Source organism: Chloroflexota bacterium (assembly GCA_018648225.1).
Classification (GTDB): Bacteria; Chloroflexota; Anaerolineae; order Anaerolineales; family UBA11858; genus NIOZ-UU35.
The window spans coordinates 1-21764 of the sequence record JABGRQ010000071.1 but is presented as its reverse complement, the minus strand read 5'-3'; the positions used below and the strand labels follow the sequence as shown (position 1 = coordinate 21764).

The 21764-nt window shown below is 52.3% G+C and carries 21 protein-coding genes; 5 read left to right on the top strand and 16 right to left on the bottom strand.

Annotated features, from left to right (window positions below; genetic code table 11):
* Positions 1 to 135 precede the first annotated feature (135 nt).
* Together HN413_05500 and HN413_05495 are read right to left on the bottom strand one after the other, a co-directional pair.
* Positions 136 to 1107 carry a DUF5050 domain-containing protein gene (locus HN413_05500; protein ID MBT3389849.1) on the bottom strand — a complete coding sequence of 324 codons (972 nt, stop codon included), beginning with the start codon at positions 1105 to 1107 and terminating at the stop codon, positions 136 to 138.
* A gap of 65 nt (positions 1108 to 1172) precedes the next feature.
* Entirely contained in the window at positions 1173 to 1364 is a 192-nt protein-coding gene (locus tag HN413_05495; GenBank protein MBT3389848.1) for a 4Fe-4S binding protein, read from the bottom strand.
* On the opposite strand from HN413_05495, the gene HN413_05490 reads away from it, so the two are divergent.
* Positions 1335 to 1445: a hypothetical protein gene (locus tag HN413_05490; protein ID MBT3389847.1), complete on the top strand. Its 111-nt coding sequence runs from the start codon at positions 1335 to 1337 to the stop codon at positions 1443 to 1445. The two genes, HN413_05495 and HN413_05490, sit on opposite strands and share 30 nt — an antisense overlap.
* Here the strand turns inward: HN413_05490 and HN413_05485 are convergent.
* From HN413_05485 to HN413_05460, 6 genes are all read right to left on the bottom strand, one after another.
* On the bottom strand, positions 1397 to 2485 hold the full coding sequence (locus HN413_05485; protein MBT3389846.1) for a site-specific DNA-methyltransferase: 1089 nt from the start codon (positions 2483 to 2485) through the stop codon (positions 1397 to 1399). The two genes, HN413_05490 and HN413_05485, sit on opposite strands and share 49 nt — an antisense overlap.
* Positions 2482 to 3159 (bottom strand): DinB family protein, encoded by a 678-nt coding sequence (locus HN413_05480; GenBank protein MBT3389845.1) that lies wholly within the window; start codon positions 3157 to 3159, stop codon positions 2482 to 2484. The genes HN413_05485 and HN413_05480 overlap by 4 nt, the downstream gene beginning before the upstream one ends.
* Positions 3156 to 3536, bottom strand: coding sequence for a DUF126 domain-containing protein (locus tag HN413_05475; protein ID MBT3389844.1), 381 nt, complete (start codon positions 3534 to 3536; stop codon positions 3156 to 3158). The genes HN413_05480 and HN413_05475 overlap by 4 nt, the downstream gene beginning before the upstream one ends.
* 89 nt (positions 3537 to 3625) lie before the next feature.
* On the bottom strand, positions 3626 to 4291 hold the full coding sequence (locus HN413_05470) for an HD domain-containing protein (GenBank protein MBT3389843.1): 666 nt from the start codon (positions 4289 to 4291) through the stop codon (positions 3626 to 3628).
* Between the two features lie 23 nt (positions 4292 to 4314).
* Positions 4315 to 4473, bottom strand: a complete 159-nt coding sequence (locus HN413_05465) for a hypothetical protein (protein ID MBT3389842.1) — start codon at positions 4471 to 4473, stop codon at positions 4315 to 4317.
* Positions 4474 to 4476: 3 nt separating this feature from the next.
* Positions 4477 to 5736 carry an imidazolonepropionase gene (locus HN413_05460; GenBank protein ID MBT3389841.1) on the bottom strand — a complete coding sequence of 420 codons (1260 nt, stop codon included), beginning with the start codon at positions 5734 to 5736 and terminating at the stop codon, positions 4477 to 4479.
* A gap of 178 nt (positions 5737 to 5914) precedes the next feature.
* On the opposite strand from HN413_05460, the gene HN413_05455 reads away from it, so the two are divergent.
* Positions 5915 to 6574: a response regulator transcription factor gene (locus HN413_05455; protein MBT3389840.1), complete on the top strand. Its 660-nt coding sequence runs from the start codon at positions 5915 to 5917 to the stop codon at positions 6572 to 6574.
* On the opposite strand, the gene HN413_05450 is transcribed toward HN413_05455, so the two are convergent.
* The 6 genes from HN413_05450 to fdhF all read right to left on the bottom strand — a co-directional run bounded on the left by HN413_05450 (position 6556) and on the right by fdhF (position 15033).
* Complete coding sequence (locus HN413_05450) at positions 6556 to 7824, bottom strand: site-specific DNA-methyltransferase (protein ID MBT3389839.1); 1269 nt, start codon at positions 7822 to 7824, stop codon at positions 6556 to 6558. The two genes, HN413_05455 and HN413_05450, sit on opposite strands and share 19 nt — an antisense overlap.
* 71 nt (positions 7825 to 7895) lie before the next feature.
* Complete coding sequence (locus tag HN413_05445; GenBank protein MBT3389838.1) at positions 7896 to 8831, bottom strand: formylglycine-generating enzyme family protein; 936 nt, start codon at positions 8829 to 8831, stop codon at positions 7896 to 7898.
* 58 nt (positions 8832 to 8889) lie between these two features.
* On the bottom strand, positions 8890 to 10203 hold the full coding sequence (locus tag HN413_05440) for a GTPase (GenBank protein MBT3389837.1): 1314 nt from the start codon (positions 10201 to 10203) through the stop codon (positions 8890 to 8892).
* Positions 10204 to 10379: 176 nt separating this feature from the next.
* Positions 10380 to 12182 carry an arginine--tRNA ligase gene (gene argS, locus HN413_05435; protein ID MBT3389836.1) on the bottom strand — a complete coding sequence of 601 codons (1803 nt, stop codon included), beginning with the start codon at positions 12180 to 12182 and terminating at the stop codon, positions 10380 to 10382.
* 252 nt (positions 12183 to 12434) lie between these two features.
* Entirely contained in the window at positions 12435 to 12701 is a 267-nt protein-coding gene (locus tag HN413_05430; protein ID MBT3389835.1) for a 30S ribosomal protein S20, read from the bottom strand.
* Positions 12702 to 12930: 229 nt separating this feature from the next.
* On the bottom strand, positions 12931 to 15033 hold the full coding sequence (gene fdhF, locus HN413_05425; GenBank protein ID MBT3389834.1) for a formate dehydrogenase subunit alpha: 2103 nt from the start codon (positions 15031 to 15033) through the stop codon (positions 12931 to 12933).
* 149 nt (positions 15034 to 15182) lie between these two features.
* Here fdhF and HN413_05420 point away from each other — a divergent pair, with 149 nt between their 5' ends.
* Together HN413_05420 and HN413_05415 are read left to right on the top strand one after the other, a co-directional pair.
* Positions 15183 to 16853, top strand: a complete 1671-nt coding sequence (locus HN413_05420) for a hypothetical protein (protein MBT3389833.1) — start codon at positions 15183 to 15185, stop codon at positions 16851 to 16853.
* A gap of 131 nt (positions 16854 to 16984) precedes the next feature.
* Positions 16985 to 17176: a DUF2892 domain-containing protein gene (locus HN413_05415; GenBank protein MBT3389832.1), complete on the top strand. Its 192-nt coding sequence runs from the start codon at positions 16985 to 16987 to the stop codon at positions 17174 to 17176.
* 124 nt (positions 17177 to 17300) lie between these two features.
* On the opposite strand, the gene HN413_05410 is transcribed toward HN413_05415, so the two are convergent.
* Both HN413_05410 and HN413_05405 read right to left on the bottom strand, forming a co-directional pair.
* Positions 17301 to 17978, bottom strand: a complete 678-nt coding sequence (locus HN413_05410) for a hemolysin III family protein (GenBank protein MBT3389831.1) — start codon at positions 17976 to 17978, stop codon at positions 17301 to 17303.
* Positions 17979 to 18025: 47 nt separating this feature from the next.
* The gene (locus HN413_05405; GenBank protein ID MBT3389830.1) at positions 18026 to 21109 is read right to left on the bottom strand and encodes an aminotransferase class III-fold pyridoxal phosphate-dependent enzyme; all 3084 of its coding nucleotides are present in this window, start codon (positions 21107 to 21109) and stop codon (positions 18026 to 18028) included.
* Positions 21110 to 21444: 335 nt separating this feature from the next.
* Here HN413_05405 and HN413_05400 point away from each other — a divergent pair.
* Positions 21445 to 21764 (top strand): hypothetical protein (locus tag HN413_05400; GenBank protein MBT3389829.1); only part of this gene is annotated, 320 nt, incomplete at its 3' end.

The following is a 21764-nucleotide window of genomic DNA, read 5'->3' as shown; positions in this document are numbered from 1 at the left end:
CTTCGCGTTTCCCTTTGTCTTTCTTACCTTTTTCAGACATATCTACACCTCTCTATTGGCTATATTTGCCGAACGGTCCAGGCGCAACTGTACTGCGCTATATTGATTATATACCAAAATCAACCTGCGCTTGGATCATTTCCCCCAACGCGGCTGCCAATCTGAAATCCAACTATTCGTCAGGCGTACCATTTCGCTGCCGTCCGGGCGAATGGCATAAATCTCGTTATTGCCATCGCGAAATGATGTGAACGCGATCCACTCGCCATCGGGCGACCAGCTTGGCCCCAAATTGTCGCCGCCGTGGGTCAGTTGGCGCAAATTGTTGCCGTCTAGGCCAATGATAAAAATATTGTGTTCGCCGCGTGGCCCGGCGTAAAAAGCCAGCCACTGCCCATCGGGCGAAAAACTGCTACGCCCGCCCATTTTTTCGAGAGCAGTAATCTGGCGCAGATTACTGCCATCGGCATTCATCACATAAAGCTGCCGGTCGCCAGTGGTTGAAGCTGCAAAAGCAATTAACCTGCCATCCGGCGACCAGGTGGGGTCAATTTCATCGGTAGGCGCGTCTGTCAGGGGGCGTGGGTGGCTGCCATTGCGATTCATCAGCCACAGCGATTGATTGCCACTGGCATTCGTGAACACAATCGTCTGCCTATCAGGGGAGATTTCGGGCGCATACAGGCTGCCGATCCCCTCGGTTAATTGTTCTAAACCGCTGCCATCCAATCGCATGGCGTAGATTTCAAAATTGCCCGTGCGCCGGGAAGAAAAAACAATCGTTTGCCCATCGGGGGAGAGCGAAGGATAGAAATTTGTCGCTTCAACATCCGTGAGTTGCACGCGTCCGCTGCCATCGGCGTTCATCAGGCAGATTTGGTCGAATCCGCCCACATAGCAGACGAAGACGATCTGCCCTTTCTGCTCGCCGGGGGGGATGTTCAGCGGGCCAGATACGGTGAGGGTCGGCTGAAGCATGGGAGTGGCTTCAAGCTCCAGGGATTGGACTGTCTCCCGCGGGGTTGGCGCGATCTTGGTTATCTGATCTTCGGGGGTAGGATGCGCTTCTCGTCCGATGGGCACGCGCAAAAGGAGTAGGGTTGTCACTGTTAGAAGGCACAACCCCGCCAATCCACAGCCAATCCCCCCTATTAGCCATTTATCAAATGTTCTCATATATGTTCGTGGCGCACTACCGCATCGAAGGGGCACTCGGCGATACAGTCTAAACAGCCCCAGCAGCGACTTGAGTCGATGAAGGGTGCATCTTCGCGGTCGAAACGCCGGAAAGCGCTGCCGCGGCAGGCTTCACCGGCCAAGCATTTGCGGCAGGCGTGGCACAGGTCGTCATCGACTTTGAGCATGATCGTGCGTGCGGTTCCTACGGACATGGGGGTTATTTTACCATTCCCCGATATTTTTCACGCAGCTTGTCAATTTTGTAGAATTCATCCCCTTGTTTGTAAAACCAGTGTTCCCAGCCGTTGCAGGGGGCATCCCCAGCATAGTGGCGGGCGGTTTGGTGCAGAGTGCCTTCGAAGCCGTCGGCAGCGCGCAGGCGGGCATCGGGCTTGATTGTGGCGCTGCGGGCAGAATCGGCCTGAAAATAGAGTTGCTGCCCCGGTTGGAAATAGCCGTTTTCGAGCAGTTTGGCAAAAGCTACCCGCGGTGCAATCTTCTTTTTGCTGCGCACATCGAAGGTGTGCTTATCGAAGGGTTCCGGCTCAATGGCCGCAATGCGTTGCTGCGCGATGTGAATATATTTTTCTTCGCGCTCGATGCCGATCCAATTGCGATGCAGACGTTTAGCGACCGCTCCGGTGGTGCCGCTGCCGAAGAAAGGATCGAGAACCACATCGCCGGGCTGGCTGGCGGCCAGGATCACGCGGTAGAGCAGCGCAGCGGGCTTCTGCGTGGAATGGGCTTTGTTGCCATCTTCATCCCTGAGTCGTTCCGCGCCGGTTGCCAGGGGCAGCAGCCACCAGTCGGAGCGCATTTGCTTTTCATCGTTAAGCCCCTTCATGGCCTGGTGATTGAAGGTGTAGCGTGCGCCTTGTCCTGTGCTGGCCCAGATGAGCGTTTCGTGGGCGTTGGTGAAGCGCACGCCGCGGAAGTTGGGCATCGGGTTGGTTTTAATCCAGATGACATCGTTCAGAATCCAGAAGCCCAGATTTTGCATGATCGCCCCCACGCGGAATATATTGTGATACGAACCGATGACCCAAATTGTGCCGGTTGGTTTGAGAACGCGCTTGCAAGCTGTGAGCCAGTTGTGGGTGAAATCATCATAGGCTGCAAACGAGTCGAATTGATCCCATTGATCGTTAACCGCATCGACTTTGCTCATATTGGGGCGATGCAACTCGTTTTGCAGTTGCAGGTTATAGGGTGGGTCGGCGAAGATCAGATCAACCGATTGGGCGGGTAGCGAGTTCAACACTTCAACACAGTCGCCGTGCAGGATGGTATTGATGGGAAGTGTCATCGCTTCCTTTTTAGATTCAGCGCCTCGTTCAAGTGGACGAGTATATGTCGGCTGGCGGGCATCAACAGTAGCCCGGCGATGGTGCGTTTGCGCCAATATTCGAGGATGCCTTCGGCTCCTTCTCGAATAGCGTCATCTGCCCGAATTTGCTCCAAACGTTGCAAATCTACTTTCTTGGTGAAATCTGTCGGGGTTATTGCCGTCACAATTTGGCGAGTTTGGCGTCCGACAGCAACCCGGTAGACGCGCAGGGCTGCAATATTAATTTCTTCGCTGAGTTGAACCATTTCTTCGGCGCTCATTGCGTTGCCGGTATCGACAAAGGATATTTGCATCCGCTTTTGCCAATTGCCTTGCAGAAAAATTTGCGGTTGATCGGCAATGAGCCGATTCATAGCAACATCTTCGATGCGGGCGATATGCCAAAAACACCATGCGATTGAATTTTCACTCCCTGAAGGAATGCGCCGAATGCGGGCTTCATCCATATCGTCCAAAATAGCGTCTTCAAATGACCATAAGCCAGCATCGGCCATTTTTGCCGCGTGTAGCATGGCATGGTGGTTCAGGAACGGCTCGATGGCTTGTTCCGGGCGCTCTTTGTCGGTCATTAATTCGCGCAGTTGGGTTTGGGCTTTGTTTAGGACTTTGCGTTGGGTATCAATATCGCTCATAGTTCCACACTGTTATCTGAAATCTGAACCTTGTTCCCAGACTGGATTTGCTCGATGTTGATCTGATCCACACAGGGTATTTCGGCGATGATGCAGCCCACGGCAGTGATGGTTTCACATTCAGCGTTGATGATGGCCGCCGGAGCCAGGCCGTTGTGTTTCAGCCGGTAGAGGGTATACGACCCGACGGTGGAGCCTTTGCCCGTGGGGAATACTAATACTTTCCCGGCTACGGACTGACCTTCGAGTTGGTGGCCGCGCTCGACGATGATTCCGGTATCGGGGTCTACGCCGCCGAAAAACGAAATCCCCATTGTAGTGACCAGGGCTTCTCCCTCAGCGTTGCCTTTGAAGATTGTGCGTCCGGTAAGTTTCATAATTTTTGAAATTTCTAACGCAAAGACGCAAAGAAAGGGAGACGCAAAAAATAAAAAACTTAGCGTCTCTGCAGCTTTGCGTTGAGCTTTTATCGTTGTGCTGTTAGTTCAGCCTGCCATTGCTCGAAAAAGGATTCTAAAAAATTATGTCGTTTTTCAGCCAGAGCGCGTCCGCTGTTTGTGAACATGCGCTCCTTGAGTTTGCTGAGTTTGAAAATGTGTTCGTGGTAAGGCGTATGCGGTTCGCCGGGTTCTTTTTGGCCGGTTTCCAAAAAATGCTGCGAAGGCTCGGCGTGCAGCGGTTGCTCGGCCAGTACAGCATAGCCAATGGCACGCACCGCGCCAATGGCTCCGATAGCATCGAGTTTGTCGGCATCGAAGAGTACTTGTGCTTCAATGGTTTGGGGCTGCTCACGCTCATCACGGAAACGGTGGGCGCGAATGCAGTGTTCCACAGCCTGGATGCGCGCTTCAGGCCAGCTTTCGGATTGCAAAATTTGGCGGGCAAAATTGGCTGCGGAATGTTGATGCATTTTCCGCTGGTCGCTGACCGCTGATCCTTCGTTCTCTCTCGGGACAGGCTGCTGACTGCCATCTACATCGTGCAACAGGGCTGCGGCGCGCACAATCTCAAGATCCGCGCCTTCAACTTCGGCCAATCGTTCGACCATGCGATAGACGCGCAGGATATGGTCGAAACCGTGGACGGGATCATTTTGAGGGTACCAGGAACGGGCTGTTTCGATGCTTGGCATAAGGAAATTTTAAAACGTACGCGTTAGGCGTTTGTGAGCACGTAAACGATTGCGCCAATGACAAGGATGAAGAATAAGCCGCAAGAAAAGACCTTCATCGTCAACTTAAAAATGGCTTTAATAATGCCCCAAACGATGCCGACTACGATCAAGAGCAGGAGCAATGAAAATAGATTATCCATGAATTAGTCTCCAATCGGATAGATATGACCTTTTTTGATGATAGTATGCGCCAGGTTGCTCCCAAAGCGGTAGCCCAGGTGACGGTAGTCGGGCGCATTCAAGATTAGCACATCGGCCTGTTTGCCAGGTTCCAGTGAACCGATTTTATCATCCTTGCCAATTGCCGCCGCAGCGTTGATTGTGGCTGCGGCAATTGCCTGAGCAGGCGTCAGGCGTAAGTAACGGCAGGCTAACGCGATGGCAAACTGCATACTCTCACACCAGGCTGTGCCGGGATTCATATCTGTGGCGATTGCCAAAATGCAATTCGCATCCAGAAAATCTTTGGCGGACGTATAATGCCCCTCGGCCAGTCCAAAGGGTGTGCAAGGCAGCGAGACGGCAACGGTATCACTATTGCCAAGAGAAGCCATATCCTCAAGCGATGTAACTACGAGATGGTCAGCAGAGGCCGCGCCTAACTCCGCCGCCAGCGAAGCTCCATTGAGGTTGTCGAACTCGTCGGCGTGAATCTTGAGCGGGAAGCCCAACTCGCGGGCCGTTGCCAAAATGCGGCGGGATTGCGCCAGGGTGAAGGCGCCGGTTTCGCAAAACACATCTACAAAAGGTTGAAGGTTGAGAGTTGAAGGTTGATTTTGCCACCAATCTTTAAGCGCGGGCAGCATTTCATTGCAGACGAGATCAGTGTAGCCGTCAGCGTTATCTTTGTACTCTGGGGGGATGGCGTGCGCTCCGAGGAACGTTGGCACCAATTCCAATGGACCTTCGGTATTCAATTCGAGGATGGCTTGCAGCATTTTTAGTTCGGTCTCGGTATTCAGGCCGTAGCCGCTCTTGACCTCCGCGGTGGTAGTTCCCTGTTCGAACATGCCGATCAACCGCGAGCGAGTCTGCGTCTTGAGTTCCTCCAGCGAGGCAGCCTGCGTTTGGCGTACCGTCGAGACAATTCCACCGCCCGCGTTCATAATTTCCATATAACTCTTGCCTTGGATGCGCATCTCAAACTCAGCGGAGCGGTCGCCCGCCCAAACGGCGTGCGTATGTGGATCGACCAGGCCGGGCATCACCACGCGCCCCCGGGCATTGATTTGCTCTTCATCGGCGTAAATGGCACGCATTTCTCGACTGGGGCCAACCGCAATGATGGTTTCCCCTTCGAGCAATACAGCACCATCTTCGATGATACCCAACGCGCCAAGCGCGTGACCCCGCTGGGGCGGGCCGATCAGGGTGAGTACTTGCGAAGCAGAGTGAATGAGCATAGTTTTCTCCTGTTATTTATCTTCGGCCTATTATAGGCCATTCGGGCTTCATGTTACAAATTTGTTAGCAGTACCCTCGTCCCATTTGCGATTTTTTAAGGTTATGTGTATAATCAATCTAGCCTAGGAGAAATAAAAAGCCGGGGGCTGAAAATTTTAAGGGAAAAAGTGATTCCTAATGACTGCGAAGATACTTTGTATTGAAGGTAAACATGCCGGGACGCAGCTTTTTGTTGCCCAGTTGCAAAAGAAAGGGTATTCGGTGACGAACGTATTCACCGGCAAAGCTGCGCTGGCTGTGTTAGATGGCGAGAAATTTAAAGTAGCGATTATCAACGCGCCTTCCATGCGAACGACGGGTGTGCGCATCTGCCAATCTGTGCATGAGCGCGTACCCAAAATGCCCATTATCCTGATTGCTGAAGCTGGGGCCGACAGCCATAGTGATAATCACTGCGCTAACATTATTTTGCCGTTACCTTTTACGGTGCGAAAATTGCATAATCGTGTCAAATCTCTCTCCCCAACCCAAAGCGCCAATCATTTAAAAGTCGGTCAGATTGCACTCGATTTGGAACTGCATCATGTGCGTTGCCAGGATCGCAAATCTCACCTGACACCGCGGCTGTCCGCGATTTTGGAAGTGCTTATGCGTCGAGCGGGGGAAGTCGTCAAGCGAGAAGAACTTTTTAAACAAGTCTGGGATACAAATTTCATCGACGACACCCGCACGCTGGATGTGCATATCAGTTGGCTGCGAAAAGCTATTGAGGCCGACCCCCGTAAGCCGAAATTTCTTAAAACCTTGCGCGGTGTTGGCTATCGGTTAGATGTTTGATTCTTAATCGGTACTATTTCCGATTTCCCATTAATTCTTGTAATTCGAACACTGATTTCCCCCTCGATTTTCGGCAATCTTAATTTTGTGGGGATTTTTCCTTTGCGGAAGGGGCGTACAGCTTGTGCCGCGCTGTGAAAAATATCGCCATCCCAATGGGGGTCAATTTCCCAATAATCAATATCATCGCAGATTGATTCGCTCAACGAAAAAACAGGCTGTTCGGACTCGCTCTGGAGGGACACCAGCCCTTCGAGTTTGGCTTCCCCCACAGGGATGTGCGAACGAGATTCCCGCTTGAGAGCAGTCACTGCTCCGGGGAGGGCTGTCAGCCGATTGCGGGTGGTCTGAATAGCCTGCCATTGGGCATCACTGGCAACGAAATGCCGTCCCAAACGCGCTGCTACCAGCGGTGTGGTTCCTGATCCACAGAAAAAATCTGCCACAATTTCGCCCGGGTTTGACGAGGCCAGAATTATCCGTTCTAGCAAGGCTTCGGGTTTTTGCGTCGGGTAGCCGGTGCGCTCGTTATGCAAGCGTGCCACCACGGGGAAATACCACCAATCTTCGGGCACTTTGCCGCGTTCCAGATCAGGCACTTTGCCAAAACCGGCTTTTGACGAGGATTTAAAAGTTTTGACCGTGTTGGGGTTATAGGGTTCGCGCACATCATCGGCATTGAAGATGTACTTATTGCTCTTCGTGTACGACAAGATCGTATCGTGCTTGCGATTAAACGCACTTTTGATGGGCGAGGGGCCGTGGTAGGTCCAGATAATTTCGTTAAGCAAACGCTCTGCGCCGAAAATTTCATCCAGCAGCAGGCGGGCGTAGTGATTGGCGTGCCAGTCGAGATGCAAGTAAAGTGTGCCGGTAGGGGCCAGCAGACGGTGCATCAGCGCCAGGCGCGGGTAAAGCATATCAAGATAGGTATCAATATCCGCCCAGTGATCCGTATAGCCTTCGCTAAGTTGCCATTCTTCGGGACGCCGCGAATCTTCGCCGCGGCCAACTCGTGCCGTAAAGCGCCGATTGGTAAAAAATGGCGGGTCGGCGTAGATCAAGTCAATGCGCCCCTCAAAATCTGGTAGCAGCGCTGACATCGCGGCCAGATTATCCCCAAAGATGAGTTGATTGTTGGCTGTGGCGTGCGGGTAGCCCACTCCCTGGGGATAGAGGATACTATCCGTGTGCAGGTTGGCATGGATGGGGATTGGTGGGGTTTTGCTGGGCCAGGTGAGAGAGGGCATAAGTGGTTATTACCAAAGAAAATAGGGCTATAGCGCGTTGAACGCCTACAGCCCTATTTTCTTGTACTTTGCTATTCTGAAGAAGCGCAGCGGATACCCAGGTTATAGTACCAGTAATTAGGAACAGAACGGTAGCGCACAGAGGCACGCATCCACCAGTAGCCATCATTCCACGCGCCGCTGCGCCAACTGCGCTCAATTTGAAGTATCTCTGAGTTTTCCGGGTTTTCACGGCCGTCATTGGCGTCATAGGGATATGGCTGGATGATCGAACCGTTCCACTCCCAAACGTTGCCAACCATATCCATGGCGCCATAGGGGCTGGCGCCTGCAGGATAACTGCCCACGGGAGCGGTATCAGCATAGCCGTCGTCCCAGTTGGGGTTGGCCCAGCTTTTTGGGCAGTTTACATCGCACATATTGGCATATTCGCCGCTGTAAGGGTCATCACCCCAGGGAAATTTTTGACCATCCGTGCCGCGGGCTGCTTTTTCAGCTTCAGCTTCGGTTGGCAGTCTGCGGCTAGCCCATTCGCAGTAAGTGCGCGCCATTTCCCACTTCACCCAGATAACCGGATAATCGGCGTATTCGGGGTTGCCGTAGTACTCCTGGCGGGTGAAGGATTTATTTGTAAAGGGTGGATCACAGACGCCATCTTCAACACACATGGCATATTGACTGGTTGTGACCTCATATTTATCAATCCAGAAACCATCCACATACACGGTGTGTTGAGGAATTTCGGGGTAGGCGCGCCCGTCCTCAATGGTTTGTTTGGCTTCGATATCCGTGGAACCCATAATAAAATCTCCGGAAGGTACATAAACCTGTGCCATTTGATCTGTTTCGGAGATACGGGTTGACCCGATGGTGGGGTCTTCTGGAGTAGGAGTCGCAGCTTGCATGAGGGGGTAATCAGCCGGGCTGGAGGCTTGCGCTACGGTTAAATTTAGCGAGATCAGCCCAATAAAAACGATAACAATCAGCCATGCTATGTTTTTTTTCATAGTTCTCATCCTTTTTGGGGTTGGTCAACATGATTTTGAGCGCGGTGAAAAACCGAATTTATTTGAATTTCGCTGTTAACAAATCTTCCAGCGTAGGCTGGCCGATTTCTTGCAGTTCGTAGCGTACGCGCTGGGTAGGTTTGTTAATGGTTAGCAATTTCCCCAGGTCAATGGGCGTGCCGATGATGACCAGATCAACATCAATATTGTTGATAGTTTGCTCCAGTTCTTTCATTTGAGCGTCTCCGTAGCCCATTGCGGGGAGCACATCCCCGGTAGTGGGGTATTTTTCGTAAGTGGTCTTGATCGTGCCGACTGCATAGGGGCGCGGATCCACGATTTCGGCGGCGCCAAAGCGACGGGCGGCAACCCAGCCCGCGCCATAGGCCATCTCGCCGTGGGTCAGTGTGGGGCCATCTTCAACAACCAGCACGCGCTTGCCGCGAATTGCGGCGGGATCATCCACAAACAACGGAGAAGCTGCCTCGATGATGACGGCATTGGGTTGAAGTTCCCGCAAATTTTCATGTACAGTGAGTATGGCTGCATGATCGGCGGTATCGACTTTGTTGATGATGAAGACATCTGCCGAACGGGCCGTGGTCTCACCGGGGTGATAGCTGCGCTCGTGCCCGGGCCGGTGAGGATCGGCGACGACGATGGATAAATCGGCTTTGTAGAAGGAGAGATCGTTATTGCCGCCATCCCAAAGGATAATATCGGCTTCTTTTTCAGCCTCGCGCAGAATGGCTTCGTAATCTACACCGGCATAAATGATGATCCCGCTGACGATATGGGGTTCATACTCCTCGCGTTCTTCGATGGTGCATTCGTGTTTGTCGAGATCGCTAAGCTCGGCATACCGCTGTACTTTTTGCTTTACCAGATCGCCATAGGGCATCGGGTGGCGGATAGCGGCTACTTTAAAGCCCATGTTTTGCAAAATTTGTGCAACCCGTCGCGTGGTCTGGCTTTTGCCGCTGCCTGTGCGTACAGCACATACCGAAACAACCGGTTTGGTCGATTTTACTTGCGTCCCTTCCGCGCCCATCAGGCGAAAATCGGCACCAGCCGCCAGCACTTCAGAGGCTTTGTGCATCACATAATCATGCGGCACATCGCTATAAGCGAAGACGACCTGTTCGATTTTATTTTCCCGAATGAGTGAGACCAAATCGCTTTCGGGGTAAATCGGAATTCCCTGTGGATATAAGGAACCGGCCAATTCGGTTGGATACTGGCGTCCCTCAATATTGGGAATCTGGGTGGCGGTGAAGGCAACAACTTCGTAATCGGAGTTATCCCGAAAGTATACGTTGAAGTTGTGAAAATCGCGCCCCGCGGCGCCCATGATCAGGATTTTTGTGGACATTACTGAAGCTCCTTAAACAATTCAGTAGGCCTGCGTGGTCTAATTTTTTATGGGGTCGAATTCGGACTTCCAGACCTGTTGAACAAATTCGACTGTAAAACCGCAGATGCACAGGGGTAAACGCTGAGTATTTTGTTTTATCTACGTTTACCTATTTGTACACATCTTCGGTTTTGTTACATCATTTCAGGGGCTTGAATACTTAATAAACGTAATGCGTTGGCAATAGTCTGTTTTGCCGCCGCGATCAGGCGAATGCGCGCCTGGCGTGTTGCTTGGTCGTCAGCCTTGAGAACGGGCACAACATGGTAAAAGCTGTGAAATGCCGCCGCCAGATCGTAGGCGTAGGTTGCCAACACCAGTGGTCGGTATTCCTGTGCGGCTTGCTGTACAACTTTCGGGAAGCGCGAGATGGTCTCGATGAGTTCAATTTCGTGTGCTTCCATTGGATAATCGAAACTGGCTTGTTCCGGGACTGCGCCGGCCCTGCGCAAAATACTGCTGGCGCGCACATGCGCGTTCTGGATATATGGCCCGGTATGGCCCTCGAAACTGAGCGCTTCGTCGATGTCGAAAACGATGTCTTTATTATTGTCTACCGAAAGCATGGCATAGGCCAGCGCCCCCAGGCCAATTTTCTGGGCTACTTTCTGGCGTTGTTCTTCGGGCATATCGGGGTTCTTTTTACGGCTTTCTTCCAGTACGCGGCGGGTGGCTTCATCGGCGACATCTTTAAAGAGTACCACGCGCCCGCGCCGCGCCGACATGGCGCCCTCCGGCAGGCTCACGAATCCGTAACCCAGGTGATAGCATTTTTTTGCCTGTTCGTAGCCCCACAATTCGAGAATCTTGAAAGCCTGCTGAAAGTGCAGGCTCTGGCGCACATCTACGACGTAGAGTGAGCGGTCAACGTGATATTTTTCAAATTTGTCTTTGGCCAACGCCAAATCTTTAGTTAGATATAGGCTGGTGCCATCGTTGCGTAAGATCACATTGGTGCGGTATTTTTCTTTCTTCAGACCCAGTTTTTCGTCAATCTTGACAATCACCGCTCCATCCTGGGGGCGCTCATCGTCGGCGATGCCTTTTTCGACCAATTCTTCCACGATTGCTTTGGAGGGTTCGTCTACTTCGCTTTCGTAGAACCAAACATCGATATCAATATCCATCAGGTGTAGAATGTCGCGTAATTCTTCCAGGCTCCATTCGCGCGTTTCCAGCCACAGGTTGCGGACATACTCATCGCCCGCGTCCCACCTGCGATACAGGTCTCGCCGTTCCGCTTCGTAGGCCTCGCGCCGCGCCGTCTCTTCAGGAGTCTCATCTTCTTTGGGAGTCAGCAGGTTGGTGGCTTCCACGTACAAATTTAGCAACCACTGGCCGCGCGCATGAAGATCTTGTGGCTCCTGCCCTTTGTAGAATTTATCATACGCCCATACAACGGTAATCACGCCCAGACCAATATCGCCGGGGTACGAAGCACGGATAGTATCGTATCCGGCGAATTCGACCATGCGGGCGAGGACTTCGCCTAAAACGGCGTTGCGGTAATGCCCGATGTGAAAAGAGTGATGGGTGTTGGGCTGGGCATATTCGACCATCACGCGTTCATTCTTTTTCGCCCCGCGTCCAAAATTGGCCCCCGTTTCAAGGACGCTATCGACCACACGGCGGCTGACATCCCCAGCCGAATAGTATAAATTCAGGTATCCGTTGATGGCTTCGACGCGTTCAAAACTTTGCGGTGTGCCTAATTGATTGGCTACGCTTAGGGCAATTTCCTGGGCGCGTTGTGGCACGATAATTTTTTTGCCGCTGCGTGCTTCCTGCGCCGCAGTTTGAAAGAAGGACATTGAAATGCCCCAGCCTCCGTTAAACGGGATCGGTTTCCATTGGAATTCTGGGGGGGCAGGAATGTCGTTTTCTGTGCAATATTGTTGAATCTGTGTAGCAATCGCATTTTGTTCGGTTTCAAACATTCAATCACCTGGTTATGGATTCACCACGAAGGCACAAAGACTCCAAGATTTTTTGGGAATTCGCGTTACCTGTTTGATAACTTTGTGTCTTCATGTCGCCTGTGCTCTTCAGTGTATTGTGTAAAAGATTTTATGGCAAGCCGTTTTTTTGACAACGGCAGATTATACCACCCACTTGTAACATGAACGCAAAAAGCGGGAGCTTTCAAAGCTCCCGCTAAAATGCAACTTTAGTTGACTAGCGAATGCGTTTTATTTCTCGAGCGTTGCCAGTTGCTTCATCAAGCGGCCCTTGCGGCGCGAGGCGTTATTTTGGTGAATAATGCCTTTTTGTGCAGCCTTGTCGAGGGCGCTTACGGCTTCCAGTGTGGCGGCGCGGGCGGCTTCGTAATTGCCACTTTCAATAGCGAGACGGGCATTGCGAACTTGCTTGCGCGCGCCACCGCGATAGACGCGGTTGTGAAGACGACGCTTCTCGTTTTGTTTGTTGCGCTTGATAGCAGATTTGATGTTTGCCAAGTCGAACCTCCGAAACTTTCAACGAATGTGCTATTACCAAAATAGCTACACCGATTTTTGACGAAGGCGTATTTTACATGATGCCTTCGGATTTGTCTAGCCCGGTTTTGCTTCGGTGAGCGCGCAAATGTTGTCAGAAGGATTTCCGAAAAAAGGGTATGGGGGGTGTTCCACACCCCCATACCCTTTTTTCGGACTATTTCCTGACATGTTTTGCGCGCTCACGTGTTTACGTAATCGTTTCGATGGTCACTGCGCTGACTTTATAATCCGGGATTTTTGCATAAGGATCGCGAGCGTCGAGGGTGAGTTCATTGGCCGCGGCCTCAGCAAAGTGGAAGGGGATGAAGACCGTACCCCGCGGGGAACGCTCGCTGACCAGCGCCTTAACTTCAATCTGGCCGCGGCGGGAGCGGACGCGTACCCGCGCGTGTTCCTCGACCCCGAGCCTTTGCGCATCCTCGGGGTGGATTTCAACCGTCGCTTCCGGGTAAATATGATCGAGTTGTGAGCGGCGCGTCATCGTGCCGCCATGCCAATGATAGAGTACCCGCCCCGTAGAGAGAATGAACGGATACTGGGCGTCTGGCAGTTCTTCGGATGGGCGGAATTGGATGGGGGCAAATTGACCCTTGCCGCGCGGGAAAGTATCCGCGAATAAATAGGGTGTGCCCGGATGATCGGGGCTGGGACAGGGCCAATGCACGCCGCCCTCGCGTGCTAGCCGCGTGTAGCCAATACCCTGGAAAGGCGGCGTCAGGCGCGCCATCTCATCCCAGATTTCGCTCGGATGTTCAAATGTGAACCCGGCGCTGCGTTCGCGTCCGAGCTTAGTTTCCACGCGCTGGGCAAGATCGGCAATGATCTCCCAGTCGGGGCGCGCTTCGCCGGGGATAGGTAAAGCTGTTCGGATGCGTTGCACGCGTCGGTCGCTGTTGGTAAAGGTGCCGTCTTTTTCGGCGAAGCTGGCTGCAGGCAAAATGATGTCGGCGTACTCGCCGGTTTCGTTGAGGAAAATATCTTGCACGAGTACAAAATCGAGCTGTGCTATTACGTGGCGCGCGTGGCGTAAATCGGGTTCGGACATCATTGGGTTCTCGCCCATCACGTAGTAGCCGCGAATCGCACCGCTCTCGGCGGCATCGACCATCTCCATTGTTGTCAGACCCACCTCGTGGTTGAGCGCCACGCCCCAATCTTTCTCGAACTTGGCGCGCACCTCGGGGTCATCCACAGCTTGATAGCCGGGATACACGTTGGGCAAGCCGCCTGAATCCGAACAACCTTGCACGTTATTTTGACCGCGCAGGGGGTTGAGGCCCGTTCCTGGGCGTCCAATATGCCCAGTGAGTAGCGCCAGGTTTGCCAGCGAGAGGGTATTATCGGTGCCGTGAACACTCTGCGAGATGCCCATACCCCAATAAATAGCCGCGGCTTCGGCCTCGGCATAAGTGCGGGCGGCTTGGCGGATGAGATCTGCGGGAACACCAGAGACATTTTCGGCCCATTCGGGAGTGTAATCTCTCAGCGTTTCAATGTATATCTCAAATCCCTCTGTGCGCTCCTCGATGAATAATTTTTCATACAGATTTTCTTCCACGATGACATGCGCCATGGCCTGGAAAACGGCCACATCGGTGCCCGGCTTCTGGCGCAGCCACAGATGGGCGAATTGGGTCATTTCGATGCCGCGCGGATCAATGACTATTAATTTGGCTCCGCCTTGCACCACAGCCTGACGCAAAAATGTACTGATGACCGGGTGTGTTTCGCTGGTGTTCGAGCCGGTGACAATGAAGACATCCAGGTCTTTCATTTCGGCAATCGAGTTCGACATAGCCGAAGTGCCGAGTGCAATCGAAAGTCCGGCCACCGAAGCAGCATGGCACAGGCGGGCGCAGTGATCGACGTTGTTGGTGCCCAGCACGCCGCGCACAAATTTCTGAAATAGATAATTGTCTTCGTTGGTGGCTTTAGCGGAACAGAATGTACCCACCGCGTCGTTGCCATGCGCCTGAACGATTCCGGCCAGTTTTTCGGTGGCCAGATCAAGCGCTTCATCCCAGGTGGCAGGGCGAAAACCCTCGATCCCGATCGGCTTGCGCGGCTTCTCGCCAATATTTTTACGGATGAGCGGCTGGGTAAGTCGGGAGGGGTGCGTGGTGTAATCCATGCCAAAGCGGCCTTTGGCGCACAGCCGCCCGAAGTTGGGCGCGGCCTCGAAAGGCGCTTCCACGCGAAAAATATGATCGTCCTTGATGTGTAAATCTACCTGGCAGCCAACGCCGCAATAGGGGCAGGTTGAGCGAATAATTCGGTCGGATTGGAGCATGGGGCCTCTAAGTATTGGAATTATGAGTGTAATTATCCGGATTGTATTTTAGCATAAACGTCATATTTGGGAACAAGTTCAGCTATAATGGAATTTGCAACTTAGCATTATAAATTCGCTGAACCGTTGCATCAAATAGGAGGATTGCTATGAAACCCAACCCCGTCATCGTTTTGATCGCCTTTCTCGCAGGGGTGCTCTTTGTTTCCTCGGCCTTTGCACAGAGCGAAAACCCTAATCCGCCGCCCGAACCTGTCAAACTGATTTTTATCCACCACTCGGTGGGCGAAAACTGGCTCACAGATGGATACGGCAATCTGGGGCGTACCCTGGCTGAAAACAACTATTTTGTCAGTGATACCAACTACGGTTGGGGTTCCGATTCCATCGGCGACGCCACCGATTATCACAACTGGTACGATTGGTTTCTCGGCCCGGAGAGCAGCCGTTATTTGCAGGCTGTCCATGCTGAGAGCGGTCAGAATTCTGATTATACGCGGCTTTTCGCCGATCCCGGCGGGGAGAATCAGATCATTCTCTTTAAATCGTGTTTCCCCAACTCTGATCTCAGCGGCTCGCCCAACGATACCCCCGCGGAGGGTGAGTGGTTTACCGTTGGACATGCCAAATATGTTTATATTCAACTGCTGGATTATTTCATCACCCGCCCCGATAAACTCTTCATCGCCATCACCCCGCCGCCGTTGCTCGATTCGTCCAACGCCATCAACGCCCGCGAGTTCAGCCGCTGGCTGGTTGAAGACTGGCTCAACGAATACCCCCTCAATAACGTCGCGGTGTGGGATCTACACAACACTCTCACACACCGCGATAACCATCACCGTTTTTTCAGTGGTGCGGTTGAACACGCTGTGGATTATGGCAGCGGTATTCTCTACTATGATTCGGACGGCGATGAACATCCCAATGCCAGCGGCAGTCAGAAAGCAACCGATGAATTTGTGCCCATGTTGAATATTTTCTACAACCGCTGGATCGCCAACGCCCCGACTGCGCCTGCGCCCGAACAGGAAGCTCAGACTCAGCCCGAGGCAGGGGAGGCCAACTCGGAGCAGGGCGTGCCCCTCAGCGACCCCGGCTGGGTTTTCGGCGTCGGCGCGCTGGTTGACGATTTCGAATCGGGTCCGCCGCCCGGAACCGAGGGCTGGCAGGCCTTTTGGGATGACGCCACGCCCATCACTACGTTATCTTGCGGCATAGATAGCAGTCTGGCTCAGGCTGGTTCGGCCTCGTTGCGCATTAATTTCCATATTGAACCCGATAGCTGGGGCACCTGTGCCCTGATGTATGACAGCGCCCCAGGCTTTGGCAATTCGTCTGGGATTGCCTTTGATTATCGCGCCAGCGAAGCAGCCTTGCTCTTCAACCTCGATGCTTATGGTGGAAACCCCGAAGCGCGTGCAACCTACCACTATGTGATTGAAACCGTCCCCGAAAGCGTTGATGGCTGGGTGCATGTTGAACTCACCTGGGATCAAATCGTGCGCGTCGATTGGGAGGAAAACGCTGGCCAGGCGATTAATCCAGCTGAGATCAATGGTTTTGCGATTGGCTTCAGTACCTATTCCGATGTCCCGAATTCTGGCACAGTTTGGGTAGATAATCTTGAAATCTTTGAGGCCAATCAAACTCCCGAGGAAACAGAATCCACTTCTTCGGTTGTCGAGGAAGCGGCTGCGCCTCCTGCAGAAACAGAACCACCCGCGGGCGGTGTGCGCAGCCTGTGTCCTGCCTCATCCGGGCTTGTCGGTTTGGGTTTTCTGGGAATTCTGTTTCTTAAGCGCAAAAATTGGTGCTAAGTTGCGTAACGTAGAACGCTTATCAGTGTTTTACACTGTAACTTTTCATCCGATGAAGCATCTAATCGTTTGAGAATACTTTATTCATTCGTTTATCGCATAGGAGAAATAGCATGAAATTTAATAAAAATATGGGTTCGACAGATCGTATTATCCGTGTAGTGGTGGCTTTGATTTTCGGCTATCTGTATTTTAGCGGCACCGTTGCCGGGACATTGGGCATTATCTTGTTGGTTTTGGGTGTTGTTTTCCTTCTGACCAGCTTTGTAAGCTTTTGCCCGCTCTACCTGCCCTTCAAAATAAAGACGAATAAAGGCGAGTAGTTTTTAAATGATTTTTTGATATAAAACACCCCTGCTGTGTTGGCAACAGCAGGGGTGTTTTATTGATTTTGTCGATGGAAAAACACTGCATTTTGGTTGCAGCTTATAGCAGCGGATGACGCTCCTATTGGGATGGCGCCAGATAAAAAAGCACACCCAGATAATGACAAATACTGCCGCCTAATACGAAGAGATGCCAGATCGTGTGCATATAGGGAATCTTTCGAAGGGCATAGAAAATTACACCAATCGTATAGACCACGCCCCCGATGGCGATCCAGATGATGCCGCCAAGCGGGATACTCGCGATCATTTCCTTGAAAGCTACGACACCTAACCAGCCCATCAGAACATAGGCCAGAACAGCCAGTTTTTCATAGCGGTTGACGAAGATCGCCCGGAAGCTAACCCCCAGCAAAGCCAATCCCCAAACTATCACTAATAATGTCCAACCCCAAGTGCCCCGGACGCCAACCAGCAAGAAGGGGGTGTAGGTGCCTGCGATCAACAGGAAAATCGCAGCATGGTCAATCACTTGCAGTATTTGTTTGATACGCGGGTGTTGAAAACCGTGATACAAAGTCGAAGCCAGATAGAGGATAATCAGCGTAGCGCCGTAGATACTAAAACTGACGATCTGGTAGACATCGCCATATTTTGCGGCCAACACCACCAGGATGACCAGCCCGACAATGCTCATGCCTGCGCCAATTCCGTGCGTAATGCTGTGGGCAATTTCTTCGCCAATGGTAAAGAACCGCTGCGAAGCACGTGTTTTGATATTTTCTAGTTGCGGGTGCATGTGACCCTCCCGGTGATATTGGTTGAAGTATCCGATCGTACTCGACATCAGCTACTTGGTGCAATATTTACATCGAAATCTTGCCACAAGATTTCTTCTAGCCCGGTCAATAATAGATCGGCATCCGATTTAGAGAAAGGCATCGGTGGTCTGATCTTAATTATATTATGAAAAGGCCCATCGATGCCCAGCAGCACACCCAACTGGCGCATACGATTGACAATAAAGGCAGCTTCCTGTCTGGCGGGTTCGAGACTCTCGGGATTACGAGCCAACTCCACGCCCAGGAACAGCCCGGAGCCCCGTACGTCGCCCACCAGGGGGTATTCGTTCTTAAATTGGCGCAAGCCATCCAAAAGATAATTGCCTACGTCCAGTGCATGGGCCTGTAAATTCTCATCCAGAACCACATCTAACACGGCCATACCGATGGCGCATGAAACTGTATTGCCGCCGAAAGTACTAAAAAACTCCATGCCGTTATCGAAGGCGGCGGCAATTTCGGGACGAGTAACCACTACCGCAATGGGGTGGCCGTTGCCAATCGGTTTACCGAGTACAACCATATCGGGGATGATATTATGGGCCTGAAAGGCGTAGAAATGTGTGCCCGTGCGACCAAAGCCGGTTTGCACTTCATCGGTGATACACACTCCGCCGGCCTGGCGCACGTACTCATAGGCTTGGGAGAGATACCCCGCTGGCAAAAAAATTTGACCCGCCACGCTGGGACAGGTCTCAGCGATAAAACCGGCTGGCGAGCGACCGCCTTGTGCCAAACTTTCGATGACATCCGAAACATGCTGAGCATATTTTTGTGCAGCCTGGGGGTCGTCAGCTTTGTATTCCCCGCGATAGGTATCGGGAATGGGGATCGTATGCACCCAGGGTGGCGCACCATCTCCGCCTGGGCCAGCGTGCTTGTAGGGACTGATGTCGATTAGCGAGGTGGTATGTCCGTGATAGGCGCTTTCCATGACGATCATATCGCGCTGACTGGTATATGCGCGCGCTAAACGCAAGGCCAGTTCATTGGCTTCGCTGCCCGAATTGACGAAAAAACATACGCTGAGTGCATCTGGTAAAGTGGCGGTGATGCGCTCGGCGTATTGCAGCAGATAATCGTGCAAATAGCGCGTATTGGTATTCAATATGCCCATTTGCCGCCGCCCGGCAGCCACCACGCGTGGATGACAATGCCCCACATGTGGCACATTATTATAAGCATCTACATAGCGCCGTCCAGTTTCATCGAATAAATATTGCATCCAGCCGCGTTCGATTTTGAGTGGTTCCTGATAGCCAATGCTCAGATTTTTCCCAATGATTTTGCGGCGTAGGGCCAGCGTGCTGGGTTTATCAAGCCGCTGCTCAGGGAAATTTTCCGCAGGGATGCCCAGAATCAAGTTTGGATCGGGCGAAAAAGACAACCAGATTGGGCGCTGACTGGCCTGACACACGCCTGGAAAATCGCTTCCCAGTTCGAGCAGATCGGTGATGAGCTGCAAGTGCAGGTGGGGTGTCCAGCCGCCATTGACTTCGGGTGTGCCTAGCGCACATATTTTTTGCCCCGCTTCAAAGATTTGCCCGACGCGCAACCCGTCCAACGATTCCCGACTGAGGTGCCCGTAGAGCGTAAAAAAGGGCGTGCCATCGTCGGTATGATGTTCCAGCACGATCACCGGCCCGTAATCATAGGGGGTGGCATTATCGGCAAACGCGTACAGGCTGCCCCTGAGCGGGGCGTAGACTGCCGTGCCAGCCGGGGCAAAGAGATCAAGGCCGATATGGATTGTACGGCGCTCATCAGTAATTTTTAGGCCAGTATCGAACGCTGGATGATGATGGAGCAGCCGCGCTTCGTCATATAATCCCAAACCAATCTCAGCTCCGGATTCCTTCATTTGGCCGAACAGACGGGAAGTGAGGCTGGCTTCCGCGATCGAGGTTGGGTCTGCTTCGATGAGGGGGCTGCCGATACCCAGGTCAAGCGGGGTGCATGTATTGCTGACCTTTAGATCAACATCCAAAACAGGCGCGATTTGATGCGCATTATTTTGCAACCAGGCGATTATTTTTTGGGTCTGAGGTACAGGTGTCAGACCGCAGGCGTGACGAAAAACAGCGCCAGCAAAACGGGGGTGAATCTGCGCCCATTGGGGCAGGGTGTTGCGAATTGCTTCCTGGCTGATGAGCAAATATTCGTCATCGGGGCGTTGCCTGATTTGGTAGGCGGCTATGCACACACTGGTGCACAAGCGCATACTTACCAGGCCAAACAGGGCCTCAATTTCATTTGGGTTGAGTGGGTTTTCCTGATGATAGCCCCTAACCAATAAAGCCGCCGTTTCCAGTGGATCGGGCTTGTTCAGAATGGCATAGGCAATTGCAATTGCCAGTTCGGCGACAGTATAGCTGTAGAGCATATCGCCAAAATCAATCACGCCAACCATTTGTTGGTTGAGAGAGAGAGTGTCAACGCTCACAATGACGTTATAGTCATTCGCGTCATTATGGATTACGCTCTGGCGCAACCCAGACAATAATGGGGCGGTATGCGTATTAAAATCGGCAGCCAACTTCTCGATTTGTATACGCATCTCCTCGTCGGCTATCAACGATTTGTACTGGGTCACAACCGCGGGAGCCTTCGCCAAATCCCAGTGGAAATCGCGCTGTGTCGCCGGATGCTCGAAACTTGTCAAGATTCGATCCAGGCGCCCTAGATATTCCCCCAGATGGCTAAAAAGATCAGGAGAGTGCCGTCGTATTGAACCATAGGGAGTGCCCGGCAAATAGGTCACCAGGCGCACCAAGTGGCTGACTCGCGAGGGAGTATCCACTGTAGCGATTAATGCTCCAGTTTTCGTTGTGACCACTTGCGGAGAAGCTACCCCATTTTCAGCCAGATGTTGCATAGCCTGGGCTTGCGCTTCTAAAAACGAAGCTTCTTCGCTGGCATTGGCGATTTTTAGCACGTAGTCTTTTCCCGCATTCGAGTGGACGCGAAAATTCTGATCACGCTCGCCCGCCAACGGCGTTACTGAACCGGAAACGCCAAAAATGTCTTGGGTAAATTTTGCTGCTTCAATTTCGCTAAAACAGGGAGTTTGTTCGAGGTAGGACATCATATATTAATCTCAATAAGCGTTTCAAGGAACTAAGAGAACGGTGATTTGAGCCACGGCACCATTGTTCTCCTGCATGGAAAACCTTCTCTATTGTAGCCGCTCTTTGAAAAATACCCAATACCGGCGTACAATCCTCCATATAAGATCGCCGAGTGTAATATGAAAAGCATAAAAATAATATAAATATTGCGATATGCGCTTGATTAAATTGCAAAAATATATACAATAATCGTAAAAGGGAACAGTACCCAGGGGCCATTTGATGACGGCAAAAAAACGGGGGCGCCAGGGGACATTCTCGATCTCAGGGAGTGATAGTTGATTTGGAGGCCGAGATGAAGACGAAGTGGCACAAACGTGTATGGATTCTTATCGTATTGGCATTATTGCTGGTTCCGTTGGGGGTAAGCGCAGAAGGTGAACCACCGCCTACGCCACAACCGGCAGGTCGCATCACCGCGCCGGGTATCACCGGGGTGAACCCGGAGCCGGAGCCTGAAGAAGGCGAACTGACCGAACTGGATGCACCTGGGGGTGTAGCCCCGCTGGGTTCGGAATTGCCAGTTTCATCGGATGCGCCGCGCTATGTGGAAATTACCCCACTAGCAGTTTGTCGGAGAGCAAACAAAGATAGCAAAAACGGTGATAGACTTCG